Source organism: Daejeonella lutea (genome assembly GCF_900168015.1).
GTDB lineage: Bacteria > Bacteroidota > Bacteroidia > Sphingobacteriales > Sphingobacteriaceae > Daejeonella > Daejeonella lutea.
Map to the genome: position 1 here is coordinate 47,770 of NZ_FUYR01000005.1, position 13,186 is coordinate 60,955.

General features: G+C 41.4%; 13 protein-coding genes. 5 read left to right on the forward strand and 8 right to left on the reverse strand.

Annotation, left to right across the window (positions count from 1 at the left end):
• The first annotated feature begins 162 nt into the window (after positions 1-162).
• The 5 genes from B5X60_RS16220 (at position 163) to B5X60_RS16240 (ending at position 6,876) form a co-directional block, all read left to right on the forward strand.
• Positions 163-2,250 (forward strand): TonB-dependent receptor, encoded by a 2,088-nt coding sequence (locus B5X60_RS16220; protein WP_079703783.1) that lies wholly within the window; start codon positions 163-165, stop codon positions 2,248-2,250.
• Between the two features lie 191 nt (positions 2,251-2,441).
• Positions 2,442-3,557: an AI-2E family transporter gene (locus B5X60_RS16225; RefSeq protein WP_079703784.1), complete on the forward strand. Its 1,116-nt coding sequence runs from the start codon at positions 2,442-2,444 to the stop codon at positions 3,555-3,557.
• 109 nt (positions 3,558-3,666) lie between these two features.
• A complete protein-coding gene (locus B5X60_RS16230; protein ID WP_079703785.1) occupies positions 3,667-4,563 on the forward strand; it encodes an ABC transporter ATP-binding protein in 897 nt (298 codons plus the stop codon).
• A gap of 4 nt (positions 4,564-4,567) precedes the next feature.
• Positions 4,568-5,869 (forward strand): ABC transporter permease, encoded by a 1,302-nt coding sequence (locus B5X60_RS16235; RefSeq protein ID WP_079703786.1) that lies wholly within the window; start codon positions 4,568-4,570, stop codon positions 5,867-5,869.
• A 53-nt stretch (positions 5,870-5,922) separates the two neighbouring features.
• Positions 5,923-6,876, forward strand: a complete 954-nt coding sequence (locus tag B5X60_RS16240) for a Ppx/GppA phosphatase family protein (RefSeq protein WP_079703787.1) — start codon at positions 5,923-5,925, stop codon at positions 6,874-6,876.
• Here the strand turns inward: B5X60_RS16240 and B5X60_RS16245 are convergent.
• From B5X60_RS16245 to B5X60_RS16280, 8 genes are all read right to left on the reverse strand, one after another.
• Positions 6,834-7,553, reverse strand: coding sequence for a hypothetical protein (locus B5X60_RS16245; protein WP_079703788.1), 720 nt, complete (start codon positions 7,551-7,553; stop codon positions 6,834-6,836). The two genes, B5X60_RS16240 and B5X60_RS16245, sit on opposite strands and share 43 nt — an antisense overlap.
• A 79-nt stretch (positions 7,554-7,632) precedes the next feature.
• Entirely contained in the window at positions 7,633-8,205 is a 573-nt protein-coding gene (locus tag B5X60_RS16250) for a Maf family protein (RefSeq protein WP_079703896.1), read from the reverse strand.
• Between the two features lie 70 nt (positions 8,206-8,275).
• The gene (locus B5X60_RS16255; protein WP_139377514.1) at positions 8,276-8,638 is read right to left on the reverse strand and encodes a hypothetical protein; all 363 of its coding nucleotides are present in this window, start codon (positions 8,636-8,638) and stop codon (positions 8,276-8,278) included.
• 62 nt (positions 8,639-8,700) lie between these two features.
• Positions 8,701-9,231 carry a KdsC family phosphatase gene (locus B5X60_RS16260; protein WP_079703790.1) on the reverse strand — a complete coding sequence of 177 codons (531 nt, stop codon included), beginning with the start codon at positions 9,229-9,231 and terminating at the stop codon, positions 8,701-8,703.
• Positions 9,232-9,320: 89 nt separating this feature from the next.
• The gene (gene iscX, locus B5X60_RS16265) at positions 9,321-9,566 is read right to left on the reverse strand and encodes a Fe-S cluster assembly protein IscX (RefSeq protein ID WP_079703791.1); all 246 of its coding nucleotides are present in this window, start codon (positions 9,564-9,566) and stop codon (positions 9,321-9,323) included.
• A gap of 20 nt (positions 9,567-9,586) precedes the next feature.
• Positions 9,587-9,919 carry a 2Fe-2S iron-sulfur cluster-binding protein gene (locus B5X60_RS16270; protein WP_079703792.1) on the reverse strand — a complete coding sequence of 111 codons (333 nt, stop codon included), beginning with the start codon at positions 9,917-9,919 and terminating at the stop codon, positions 9,587-9,589.
• Positions 9,920-9,943: 24 nt separating this feature from the next.
• Positions 9,944-10,720: a Rossmann-like and DUF2520 domain-containing protein gene (locus B5X60_RS16275; protein WP_079703793.1), complete on the reverse strand. Its 777-nt coding sequence runs from the start codon at positions 10,718-10,720 to the stop codon at positions 9,944-9,946.
• Positions 10,720-13,182 carry a heme lyase CcmF/NrfE family subunit gene (locus tag B5X60_RS16280; RefSeq protein WP_079703794.1) on the reverse strand — a complete coding sequence of 821 codons (2,463 nt, stop codon included), beginning with the start codon at positions 13,180-13,182 and terminating at the stop codon, positions 10,720-10,722. Before B5X60_RS16280 ends, B5X60_RS16275 begins: the two co-directional genes overlap by 1 nt.
• Positions 13,183-13,186: the final 4 nt, after the last annotated feature.

Sequence of the window (13,186 nt, forward strand, 5' to 3'; positions counted from 1 at the left end):
TTTATGTTGACATATTTTTCGCAAATCCGCAAGCCTTACTAATTTGGAAAATATTAACGCAGAAATTTTACACAAATCCCATATATCATAATTGAATACAGAAGCAAATGGCAGGAACTTTTGATAATTTAGCGTCGCCTATTTAAAGAGGCTCATCCCCAAATGAATATCCGTTCAAAATATTTCCGTTCAAGGGCAATTATCACAACAGTTTTTCTTGCTTCTGTTGGCTCCGTTTTTTCTCAAACTAAGGTTGATTCCATTCAGAAAATGGATGAAATAGTTGTTAGGGGTTATATTACCGAGCAGGCTATATTAAAAGTTCCATCTTCGGTCAGTGTAATAAGCAGTAAAGCTTTGAGAGACCAGCCCGGCATTTCTATGCTACCAGCTTTTAATACGATAGCAGGAATACGCATGGAAGAACGTTCGCCCGGCAGTTACCGATTATCGATTCGGGGAAGTCTTCTGCGTTCTCCTTTTGGGGTTAGAAATGTTAAAGTTTATATCGATGATTTTCCATTAACTGACGCGGGCGGAAATACTTACCTGAATTCCCTGGATGTAGGAAGTATTAACAACATCGAAATACTCAAAGGGCCGGATGGAAGTTTATTCGGAGCTAATTCTGGGGGCGTTGTGCTATTGAATCCTTTCGATAAACGTTCGGATAGCAGCTGGGCATCAGCCAATATTACCAGCGGATCGTATGGCTTGTTCCAGGAAAAAGTGGCTTTACAGAAAAAGTGGAATAACAATTACTTAAACGTTAATCACTCATACCAAACCTCAGATGGCTACCGCGAGCACAGCTCAATGCAGCGTCATTATGGCCAGGTGGGGTATCGCTGGAATTATTCAAATGCCAGCCAACTTCGTTTCCTTGCTTTATATTCAGATCTCGATTATCAGACTCCGGGGGGATTAACGACGGCCCAATACGCGGCAAATCCTAAACTTGCCCGTCCCTCAACACCTGCAGTGGCTGGGCCGGTTGCACAAAAAGCCAGAATTGACAATAAAACTTTTTTTGGAGGTGTTGTTAATGAAACTAAGCTGACAAGTAATTTTCGGCATGTCCTTGCCCTTTTTGGATCGCATACAGACTTTCTTAACCCGTTTATAACGAATTATGAAGTTCGGAGCGAGGGCACCCTGGGCCTTCGCACATACTTCGAACTTGCTGGAAATGGAAAAAAGGCTCTTACTTGGAAATGGAATGCTGGCCTGGAATTACAGGGTACCAACGCAGACATCGCGAACTATGACAACAACAGGGGCGTAAGAGGAAACAGCCAGGCTCAGGATGATATTATTTCACGACAGTTCTTTTATTTCACCCGCTTTTCAGCCAATATTGGCGAAAGGCTTACAGCTGAGGTTGCAGCAAGTTTTAACTATTATAAATATGAGTTTGACAAGGATGTTAAAACGGCAACATCACACTCCGTTAGAAAATTTGATCCTCAGCTAATGCCGCGGTTTGCACTATCTTACCAGGTAAGTGATGGTGTAGCATTTAGAACATCAGTAAGCCGGGGTTATTCAACCCCAACAATTGCTGAAGTACGGGCGTCAGACAATAAGATCAATACAAACCTAGAATCGGAAACAGGCTGGAATTATGAAGGAGGGATACGTCTTCGCGACCGAACTGACCGATTCTGGCTGGACGCCTCGCTTTTCAATTACCGCTTGGAAAGTGCGATTGTACGCAGAGTAAATGCTGATGACACCGAATTTTATCTGAATGCCGGGGGCACGAAACAAACAGGTTTTGAAACTCAGGCTTCTTACTGGCTAATTCATCCCGGGTCAAAAGGATTTATAAGTGGCTTACAACTTCAAAACAGTTATACATTAAGTAAATACTATTTTAGAAGTTATGTCAATGGAGCCGCCAATTACTCAGGTAACAGATTAACGGGAGTTCCCCGAGGGGTAGTCATCAGCGGTATTGACCTGCGTATGGATAAAAATTTCTACTTGTTCGCACAGCATAATTATACCTCGAAGATTCCTTTGAATGATGCAAATAGCCTGTACTCAGGAGAATATAACCTAATACATTTTAAAGCCGGCTGGAGAAGGTCTACGCCTGGAAAACCTGGTTTAGACTTTTTCGCAGGAGTCGACAATCTATTGGATGAAAATTACAGCCTTGGCAACGATCTAAATGCGTTTGGAGGACGTTATTTTAATGCGGCACCCAGACGAAACTTCTTTGGGGGACTAAGGATAATATTGTAGGTGCAAAGCAAGTGCGGTGTTGATTTTCGATTCTGATATCGAAGCCGCTTTGCTTCGATCCAATGTGGTAGAAATAATTGAAATAAGGGGAAACTTGTACCCACATTATTTGTTACGCTTCAGGTTGTAAGCTAGCTCCGCTGGAAACAATAGCGGAGACCGAATAGGTAGCATCTGAAAATTCTAGCAACATGTTTACAACCAGTCCCTCACTTTCTAAAAGTATTTCAATACTGTTCTTTGCCTTCCTGGTGATCAGCGGTTTATACTTTGGCAGAGAATTTCTTATCCCAATAGCCATTGCCACTTTATTGGCAATGTTGTTTCTGCCTCTATGCAGATGGTTTGAGAACAAGGGGATGAACCGCGCGGTTGCGAGTTTGTTGTGCATTCTCACCTTGTTGGTGGGTATCGCAGGCATAGTCGCGCTGCTTTCCTGGCAGGCATCAGACATTACTAATGACCTTTCACAAATTGGCGAACGAATAAGCAAAATCTCTAGTGAGATCAAACAGTATATTGCAAAGAACATGGGGATCTCTCCAGAGAGGCAAAAAGCCTGGTTAGATAAACAATCGTCATCCGGCGGAGCCTCAATGGGTACTGCAACTACGGTGTTAAGCTCAATTATGGGAATCCTGGTAGATACTGTGCTGGTATTAGTCTATTTGTTCCTTTTCATTTCCTCGAGAGCCCATCTGAAAAAATTCGTTCTGATGATCGTTCCCAACTCCGAAGCTAAAGAGGCAAATCAAATTATGGATGATGCCGGGAAAATGGCTCAGAAGTATCTTTCGGGGATGAGCCTGATGATCGTTTCTCTATGGGTCCTTTATGGCATAGGTTTCACTGTGGCTGGTGTTGAAAATGCATTGTTTTTTGCCGTCTTGTGTGGGATTCTGGAAATAATACCCTTTGTGGGCAATTTGGCTGGAACAAGTTTGACATTATTGATGGTGGTTTCCCAGGGTGGAGATGACAAAATGATTTTTTCTGTTTTAGCGACATATCTGATCGTCCAATTTTTGCAAACTTATATCCTTGAACCGCTGGTCGTCGGATCTGAGGTAAATATCAATCCTATGTTTACAATTTTTGCATTGGTTCTTTTTGAACTAATATGGGGTATTCCCGGAATGATCCTCGCAATTCCGATGATTGGTATTTTAAAGATAATTTGCGATCATGTAAAACCCCTTAAACCCTATGGTTACCTGATCGGAAAGGAAAAAAATAGCGACCCTAAAATATTTCTTACCATTAAAAACTGGTTTGGACACTCTAAGAGCAAAAAAGCCAAATCCTGAGCTATCTTCCGCTAATATTTTATAATTTACGCATCTAATCATAACGAAAGGGCCGTGTAACTAAAGTCACACGTGCTCATCTAAATTTCGTTTAACCATAAAAAATAAGATGCTGAGTATCAGAAATATTGTCAAGCAATATGCTAATCACCGCGCGTTGGATAATGTATCTATCGAGGTCGAAAAAGGGAGCGTATTTGGTCTGCTCGGCCCTAACGGCGCAGGAAAAACGTCCTTAATCCGCATTATTAATCAAATTACTGGCCCTGATAGCGGCGAAGTATTTTTTAATGGTGAAAAATTAAATCCTTCGCACATTTCTAAAATTGGTTACCTCCCCGAAGAGAGAGGCCTGTACAAAAAAATGGAGATCGGTGAGCAAATGCTTTACCTCGCTCAATTAAAAGGCATGAGTAAGCAGGATGCTACCAAACGAATCAAATATTGGTTTGAAAAAATGGAAATCGAAAGCTGGTGGAAGAAAAAGGTGGAAGATCTTAGTAAGGGCATGCAACAAAAAGTGCAGTTTGTAGCAACGGTAGTGCACGACCCAGAGCTTATAATTCTGGATGAGCCTTTTTCTGGTTTTGATCCGGTCAATGCACAGGTTATTACCAATGAAATATTAGAACTCAACAGAAAGGGTGCTACAATCATTTTCTCAACCCACCGGATGGAATCTGTTGAACAACTATGTGATAGTATTGCTCTTATCCACAAATCCAAAAAGATACTTGACGGGAAAGTCAAGGATATCAAAAACCTCTACCGCAGCAATACGTACAGAATAGGCTTTGAAGGTCAGTTAACGTCAACAGAAAATACAATGTTTGAAATTTTAGACCAAACCGCCGACAATGACCTTAACTATTTGACCGTGAAAGTTCAAGAGAAATATTCTGCGAATGACGTGCTAAAATTTTTAATTCAGGAGGTACAGGTGAACGAATTCATGGAAGTAATTCCGAGTATGAACGACATATTTATTCAGAACGTAAAGAATTAGCATCATGAACAAAACCTTACTCATAATACAACGAGAATATTTAAGCCGTGTTAAGAAAAAGTCATTCCTGTTAATGACGTTCCTGGTCCCCATGCTGATTATCGGGATGTATGCTTTAGTTATCGCCTTATCTATCAACGGAGGTGATAACGTTCCGACAGTAGAGGTGATTGACGACAGCGGCATTTTTAATAAAGGGCTCAAAGACAAGAAGTCTGTAAAGTTCCATTTGTCGACAGAACCTCTCGACCAGGCTAAGCAAAAAGTTATTGCAGATGATGGAGCATTTCTTTTACATATCCCAAAAGACATAGCAAGCGGAGGGAACCTGGAATTATTTTCGCAAAAAAAGGCAGGGCTATCAGTTATGAGCACAATCGAAGACCAGCTGAATGATGGACTGAGAAATAAAATGCTTCAGGATGCTGGAATCGACGCCGCGACACTTGATAACATAAAGCCTGATGTAAACATAGTTTCTAAGCAGCTAACTCTGGAGGGCGAAAAAGACAGCAGCTCGGGCGCGGCGATGGCTGTTGGATTTGCTGCAGCGATCCTCATTTATATGTCACTTTTCATATACGGAATCCAGGTTATGCGTGGTATAATTGAGGAAAAGACAAGTCGTATCGTTGAAGTGGTGATCTCATCAGTAAGGCCCTTCCAGCTTATGATGGGTAAAATAATCGGAATTGGTTTAGTGGGTTTGACTCAATTTCTTCTTTGGATTATTTTATCCGGAACCTTGATGACAGTTGCAACCAATGTACTGTTTAAAGATAAAATGGAGGCTGTTAAATCGGAAATGCCTGCCGCACAACAGCAAATTGCAGCGCAGTCTGGACCAGGAACAGATATAGTTAAAGCGATACAGACCGTTGAGTGGAGTTATATCCTTCCGGCATTCATCATCTTCTTTTTCGGAGGATATATGCTTTACAGTGCCTTATTCGCGGCAGTAGGATCCGCCGTGGACAGTGATACAGAGACGCAGCAGTTTATGCTGCCAATAACTCTGCCGCTGTTATTTACCTACATCATGTCCTTCAGCTTCATTGTTAATAACCCGGATAGCTCATTATCATTCTGGCTAAGTATCATTCCATTTACGTCACCTATTGCTATGATGGTTCGTTTACCATTCGGGGTGCCCATGTGGGAACTGGCTTTATCCATCGTGCTGCTTATCGGAGGATTCATTTTCACGACCTGGGTTGCATCGAGAATCTATCGCATAGGAATTCTTATGTACGGTAAGAAAGTTAGCTTTAAGGAGCTCGGCAAATGGTTTATGTATAAAGGATAATGGTTGGGCATTAGTGTTTGGTTGTTGGACAGTGTTGAATTAAATTAAGATTCATGACCTCAGAAATGCCCAAGCAACTAACAACTAATAACCAGCCAACCAGAACCGCGATATTAGATCTGGGGACAAATACGTTCCACCTCCTTATCGCAGACATAGAAAAGCAACACCCGTTTATTGTATATCAGGACACTATAGACGTTAAACTTGGCGAAGGTGGTATATCCAGGGGCATTATTTCAAGCCAGGCTTTTGAACGTGGGATAAATGCCATAAAGGAATTCAAAGACCGCATTGTCCATTATGATGTTAGTAAAGTAAAAAGTGCGGCAACGTCAGCCGTAAGAACTGCCTCAAATGGTCCGGAATTTATTACGGCGATAAAAAATCAGACCGGACTAAATCTGGAAATCATTGACGGCGAGCGGGAAGCAGAACTTATTTACTTTGGGGTGAGGGCTGCTGTCAATTTAACGAGTAAAGCTCTGATAGTGGACATTGGAGGTGGAAGTGTCGAATTCATCATCTGCGACAACTCCACCATATTTTGGAAACACAGCTATCCAATTGGGGCTGCCCGCATGATGGAAAAATTTCATCAAAATGATCCTATCACTAAGCACGAACGAGATCAGCTTAAACAATTTCTGGATGAAACACTTTCGGGTCTGCAAGATCAACTTTACTTACATGCTCCTGACGTATTAGTGGGCTCTGCAGGATCTTTTGAAACCTTTGCTGCATTACAGGATCCCGAATTCAAACCTGCGTTTAGCAGACCTGAATTCAACTTGGACCTGAACAGGTTCAGAAAAATATCAGAGTGGATTGAAGAAAGCACCCATCATGAACGGAGCCAAATGCATGCAATCCCCACAGTGCGTGTGGATATGATTGTCGTAGCAACGATGCTCACGAAATATATACTGACTATGAGGGAGTTTAAATCTTTTAAACTTTCGACCTATTCGCTTAAAGAAGGAGTTCTTTTTGAGATGCTTATGTAACTATCGGGACGAAAATAACCGCGTTTAAACAGTGTCAGATTCCACAACATCATGATAAAGAAACATATGCTGAAAAAGAATTCCCCGATTTCCTCCTCATGTCCGGTTTGAAAATCCAGCATTAGAATAGCTCCAATAGTGAACCCGCCCCGAAGGAACATTGGTGGAACAATGAATTGCCGGACGACGAAATTTTCATTTTGCCAATTTCTGTCGCGCATGAGCCCTGGAAGTATACTTCCATATAGGAATAACACTAATAGTGCAATATGCTTAGTCTTTATGTGAAAGATCCCCTGAAAGGTATTGTGCAGGTTGATTTCATTTTGATCGCTGTATTCATGAAACACGCCGGTAGTTTCTACGTGAAAAACGCGTTGCCCCCAGCTAATCTCCTCAAGACCGGCCAGTATATTGAAACCAAAGAATAAGATAAAAAACCAGTGCAAATACTGATGAGTGTGTTTAATTCTAATTGCAACTATTAAAGACAGAATGCCGGCAGCGAATAAGAACGCGAAAGTGAGCCATTCAACGATGCTGTCCTCCTTAATTATATAACGATATAAGCTTTCGTCAAGCAGGTAAAACCCAGCAAAAATAATTGTCAGAAATGGGAATACGAACAAGCCCCATTTAGGGATTCGACCTGTCTCGCTTTTATCAATAAGGACCATACTACGGTCGTAGCAAAATTCATACTAAAATTGAAAAAGAGCTTTAAAACTTACTTATAAGCAAATTGTTCAGAAAATATTAAATTAAACTGCATAATTCCTGATACAGTCTGTGTGTAGGAAGCCCAACAACATTTGTGTAAGAGCCATTTATTTTTTCGATGGCGACCAGTCCAATCCATTCCTGAATTCCATATGCCCCGGCCTTGTCCATTGGGTTTCCAGTCTTGATATAATAACGTATTTGCTCTTCTGTTATAGGTTTAAAAAACACTTCGGAGATTTCGTAAAAACTATGAATTTGCCCATTCTTCAACAAACTAACGGCTGTAATAACCTGATGCATATTTCCTGATAAAGTCGTAAGAATTTCGAAGGCATTTTCTTCACTTTCCGGTTTGCCAAGAATCTTTCCATCGATAACGACTATTGTGTCGGCGGTAATAACGATTTCATCAATAACCATCTCATCAAAAGCCTTTGCTTTCTTTTCGGAAATATATAGGGCTATCTCATGCGGCTCAAGTCCATCGGGAAAACTTTCATCAACTTCTTTCAGTACAACCCGAAAATCAATACCCATAAGCTTTAAGAGCTCCTGCCTGCGTGGAGATTTAGAGGCTAATATTATTGGAGGAAATTGATTGTTCATATTTTGTATTTCTCCAAAAATAAGAAAAGCGGCCATTAGCCGCTTTAATAATTTCAGAGTAGACCGACGATTAATTATTCATTCGTGCTCTTTGCTCAGCAAGCATAGCCTCGTAAGACTTTTTCTGCTCATCATTCAAAAGTGTCATTACTCTTTTAGTAGTAGCTGCCTGGATTGGAGCCATTTTTTCGCGCATGCCTTCAAAGCCGGCACCACCGTTTGCAGCTCTCAGGCTGTCAATTGATTTCCCCTGAGCCAAAAATACTTCTGTAAGCTTTGCTTTTTGATCTGCTGTCAGCTTTAGTGCCTCCATACGAGTGATAGATCTTTCAGCTCTTTCTTGTGGAGTACCTCCCCTTTGGCCACCACCTTGTGCTTTAGCAAATGTTACTACACATAACATGAAGCCTAATGCAATAATTAATTTTCTCATATCGTTCTTTAGTTTTTCAGTTTGATACCATTTTCCTCAAATGGTTTAACCACCTCACAAAATTAATTCAAGCTGCCATCATGTGCTGATGGACTTTCATCGTGCCAGTCGCCACGGATCTTCATTACTTTTTCAATAACATCACGTACGCAACCCTGGCCGCCATTTTTCGGTGATATGTAATGACAAGCAGCTTTTATTTCCTCCACGGCGTCAGCCGGACAGGTTGCCAATCCCACTAATTTTGTTACAGGAAGATCAGGTATATCATCACCCATGTACAGAACCTGATCGGACGATAGCCCGCTGCTTGCAAGAAAGTTGTTGTAAGTTTCGATCTTGGAATCAAGACCGAGAAATACTTCGGTAATACCAAGTCCTTTTAGGCGTAGCTCTATACCCTTAGACCGGCCCCCAGAAAGTGCTACAACATGATAACCGCGCTTCACTGCGAGTTGTAATGCATAGCCATCTTTGATATTGAATCTTCGGTACTGCTCACCAGTTTCCGTCACAAGAACAGTACCATCCGTAAGCACCCCATCAACGTCGAGTACGAAGGCTTTTATATGTTTGATTTTTTCGAGAAACATTAGAGAAGCTGACAGTTGACAGTTGACAGTTGACAGCGTGTTGGGCCAACTAACCTGGACAAAACTGTTTCCTCTATTCTCATATCTCGCTAGTCCTGATTATCCCGCCATTCATAAACCCAGGCAGACTGTATCTGTTCCAAATGACCCTCATTGCTTTCTTCACGGGTACCCGCAAAATTAGGCAAACTTAAAACCCATTCAAGCAGTTCAGTAAATCGAATACGATATATTTTTGATTCGCTGAAGTCATCGCCAAACTTTTCGTAAAGCCCCATTGCAATATCTTCGTAGTCATTCCAATGGATGGGTAGTTCAAATTTTTCGTTAGCCATATATTTGATTCAGCAATTTATTAATGTCCTAAAAACTGGTTTTGGTCCGGTAATGTCACTTCGATATCGCCATCAATAATTACGCACTGACATCCCAGGCGGGAGTTAATTCTAGGATTAACAGCTCGGTCTATAAAATCTTCTTCTTTATCAGAAATTTCTTCAATATTGTCCATTCCACGATTAACATATACCTGGCATGTACTGCAACCGCAAACACCCCCACAGTTATGTTGAAGTTCTATTCCGTTATCGAGACAGACGTCAAGAACAGATTCCCCCTCGGCAATAGGTAGTTCCACAGAGGGTTTTGATGCCTCTTCAAAGTTAATTTTAATCTTAAAAATGTTCATTAGGGCAAAAATAACAAATTAAATTCAGCCCTGCGGATGCTTATGCAAATTGACTATGCTCTGACTTAGCTTCTTATAAAGGTCCTGCAATTCAGGTTGATCCTTCAGCATTTCAAGGTGCGAATTTATGATCTCCATGTCCTCACGGACAGCCGGACCGGTTTGAACGGATACGGGATCATACAATTGCACTTTATGAGCTGTTTCAGCTATCAGGGGCCTTATAAGATCAAAGTCCAGATTCTCTTCTTTGAGTAAATTTTGAGAAACTGCAAACAGGTGATTAGTAAAATTACATGCAAATACCGCCGCTACATGCAAGGCCTTTCGCTGAGCAGAGGAAAGTTCTGTTACCTTTTCTGAAATACGGTCTGCGATGGCCCTTATGGCTGCTAAGTCGTCCGGATTATTTGCCTCGATCGCTATAGGAATTTGTCTGAAATCGACCGCCTTATTTTTAGAGAAAGTTTGTAAGGGATATAAGACGCCGATATGATCGGATACACCTATTAAAGCATCGATGGACGTTGAACCCGAAGTATGAACAATCAGTTTATCTGTTAGATCCAAAGATTTTGCAAGCTCTGTGATTGCGCTATCTTTTACGGCAATAATGTATAAATCAGCGGATCGGTTTATATCATCTATATCAAAAATCGCTTGAGAAGCAAGGGTATCCGCCAACTGCTTTGCATGTTCAAGATCACGACTCCAAACCTGGTCGATTGTTTGCCCGGCCATCTTAAAAGCACGGCCTAAGTGTGTAGCAACATTGCCACTTCCTAATAAAACGATATTCATCAGGCTGCCTTTAACTCTTTATTTCGTCGGAAAATAGAAAGCAGGAAACCAACGACCATAATAATCGTTCCGCCCCAGAAGAAATTTATATAGGGAAATTCTATTGCTTTTAACACGACCCAACTCTTCTCCGCTTTAGGTTTCTGATATACCATAAGCTCAAGTTTATCTTTATCCGGATAAACATTTGTAAAACGCAACTTCAATCCTGCCTCATCAACCTTTTTGCCAAAGTCAAACTTTGACCCGTCCTTCAGGAGATAAACTGGTTCCGAGTTGTAAGTCTTACCATTTGAATTGATTTCCAATTGCATACCGATAGCTATATCCTGCGCGGTAACAGGAATATTCTGAATTTTCGCCGCACGGTTTATCCCCTTAACAGTAATGAATCCCTCACGGAAACGAACAGTATCGCCCACATTAACTTCATGATTAACTGGTTTTTCATAGCTTTCATCATCTGAATGCCCTTCATGATCCTCGTGGTCTTCCTCTTTAAGTGGTACACTGCTCACGTGTGTGTAAATATCATGGAACAAATAATGACGTGTATCCGGTGAAGCAATGATTTGCCTCATCTTTGCATTTTGCTGGGCATTGGGATACAAATTGAAGTTCTCTTTAACCTTACCGCTAACTGAGTCAACAACCTGGTAATTTATTCTATAATAGGTGTTGACGCCTTCGGTAGAATCCCCTTTATAAGTTACTGTGTACCGATCCATCTTGACAGGCTCGTCTTTATAAAGGATAATGTTTTCGCGAGGATTGTTGCTTTTTGCAAATTCATCGCCAAAGCCAATTCCTGTATTATTGACAGAGATCACATTGTTTGTTGCTGCAGCAATCAAAGCCCCCACGAGCAATAATGCAAACCCTATATGTGCAACCGCCGAACCTGCAAGCCGCCATTTGCCTTTAAATGCATCTCCGAGAATTTTGGCGTTTGCAAGAATAGAAAAAACTGCTGCATATGTAAGGATGATGTACATAAAGTTGGTGTACACCTTGGTGATATATACTGCCGCGGCTGTTATGAACAACGACAACACAAGCGAAATAGCGATGCTGACGAAAAATTTCTTGGCGTCGGTATTTTTGTATTTTAGATATTGAGAAAATGCAGATATAAATGCTATAACGACAGCAAATGGTACCTGCCACTTATTATAATGCTGAATTACATTAGGGGGAGGTGCGATCTCTGTGCCGAACATGGCATTAAAAACAGGTACGGAGGTAGTTGCAAGAATCTGTATACATGCAACTGATAATACCAGCGCACCGATGAATAACCAAAACTCTCTCGAATAGGTTTCCTCATCTTTCTTTGTAATAGGTAATTCCTTCCATCGGATAACTAGGAACGCGATCATCAAGCCAAAGAAAACCAACACGTAAGATACAAGATGCCAAAACATCCCGAGATCGGTAAACGCATGGACCGATGTTTCTCCAAGTATACCACTTCGCGTAAGAAACGACGCATAGAGAACAAGAACAAAGCTAATAAGCACTAAAAAAGTTGCCGTGAAGTATGAGTGCCCCGAATTTTTATAAGCGATCAACACGTGAACAGCAGCAATTAAGGTTAACCATGGAATGATTGAAGCATTTTCAACCGGATCCCATGCCCAAAAACCTCCAAAGTTCAGCGCTTCATAGGCCCAGAAGGAGCCCATAATGATGCCCGTACCCAGAATCATTACAGCAAAAAGAGACCATGGCAAAGCCGGTTTTATCCATTCGCTATAACGTTTTTCCCATAATCCGCCTATGGCGTAAGCAAAAGGAATTATCATTGAAGCAAATCCAAGAAATAAGGTAGGGGGGTGTATAACCATCCAATAGTTCTGTAGTAGCGGGTTTAGGCCGTTACCATCAGTAATTAGTGTCAAATAGTCTGGTCGGGAAAAAATAGGCCCTGGGACGGCGTCGCGAAGCAAAATAAACGGCGAACTTCCTATCCTCTGACCGAACAACTCAACTCCGACCAGCATTGATGCAATAAAAGCCTGCGACAGCATAACAGTCGTCATAACTGAGTTTTCCCAGGTTTTGCCCCTCAACACGATAATGGATCCTAAAACACCTTGCCAGAAAGTCCACAACCAGAAACTACCTTCCTGCCCTTCCCAGAAAGATGAGATTATGTAGTATACCGGGAGAGTTTTAGATGAATGTGCCCAAGCGTAGTGATATTCAAACAGGTGATTATAAATGATGTAAAATAGGCAAGAACCGATACCAACAACCGAAAGCAAGTTTAAACTGAAAGCAGTTCTCGCAATCTTTTGCCAACCGGCCACTGATTGTTTTTGAAAAGTATCTCCGTGAGAATTAACTGTTGCAAAGTAATAACTTACCGTTGCCAGCAAAGCTGAGCAGAACGATAGGATGATGAAGAATTGACCTAGCTTGCCAGGAAGAAGGTTTTCTCCAATAAATTGTACGTCCATTAAG

What these genes read in the sequence shown, in the direction of transcription:
- B5X60_RS16280 (WP_079703794.1), bottom strand. Translation starts at nt 13,182, where the DNA reads ATGGACGTACAATTTATTGGAGAAAACCTTCTTCCTGGCAAGCTAGGT.
- B5X60_RS16230 (WP_079703785.1), top strand. Translation starts at nt 3,667, where the DNA reads ATGCTGAGTATCAGAAATATTGTCAAGCAATATGCTAATCACCGCGCG.
- B5X60_RS16255 (WP_139377514.1), bottom strand. Translation starts at nt 8,638, where the DNA reads ATGAGAAAATTAATTATTGCATTAGGCTTCATGTTATGTGTAGTAACA.
- B5X60_RS16225 (WP_079703784.1), top strand. Translation starts at nt 2,442, where the DNA reads ATGTTTACAACCAGTCCCTCACTTTCTAAAAGTATTTCAATACTGTTC.
- B5X60_RS16275 (WP_079703793.1), bottom strand. Translation starts at nt 10,720, where the DNA reads ATGAATATCGTTTTATTAGGAAGTGGCAATGTTGCTACACACTTAGGC.
- iscX (WP_079703791.1), bottom strand. Translation starts at nt 9,566, where the DNA reads ATGGCTAACGAAAAATTTGAACTACCCATCCATTGGAATGACTACGAA.
- B5X60_RS16235 (WP_079703786.1), top strand. Translation starts at nt 4,568, where the DNA reads ATGAACAAAACCTTACTCATAATACAACGAGAATATTTAAGCCGTGTT.
- B5X60_RS16260 (WP_079703790.1), bottom strand. Translation starts at nt 9,231, where the DNA reads ATGTTTCTCGAAAAAATCAAACATATAAAAGCCTTCGTACTCGACGTT.
- B5X60_RS16220 (WP_079703783.1), top strand. Translation starts at nt 163, where the DNA reads ATGAATATCCGTTCAAAATATTTCCGTTCAAGGGCAATTATCACAACA.
- B5X60_RS16250 (WP_079703896.1), bottom strand. Translation starts at nt 8,205, where the DNA reads ATGAACAATCAATTTCCTCCAATAATATTAGCCTCTAAATCTCCACGC.
- B5X60_RS16270 (WP_079703792.1), bottom strand. Translation starts at nt 9,919, where the DNA reads ATGAACATTTTTAAGATTAAAATTAACTTTGAAGAGGCATCAAAACCC.
- B5X60_RS16240 (WP_079703787.1), top strand. Translation starts at nt 5,923, where the DNA reads ATGACCTCAGAAATGCCCAAGCAACTAACAACTAATAACCAGCCAACC.
- B5X60_RS16245 (WP_079703788.1), bottom strand. Translation starts at nt 7,553, where the DNA reads ATGGTCCTTATTGATAAAAGCGAGACAGGTCGAATCCCTAAATGGGGC.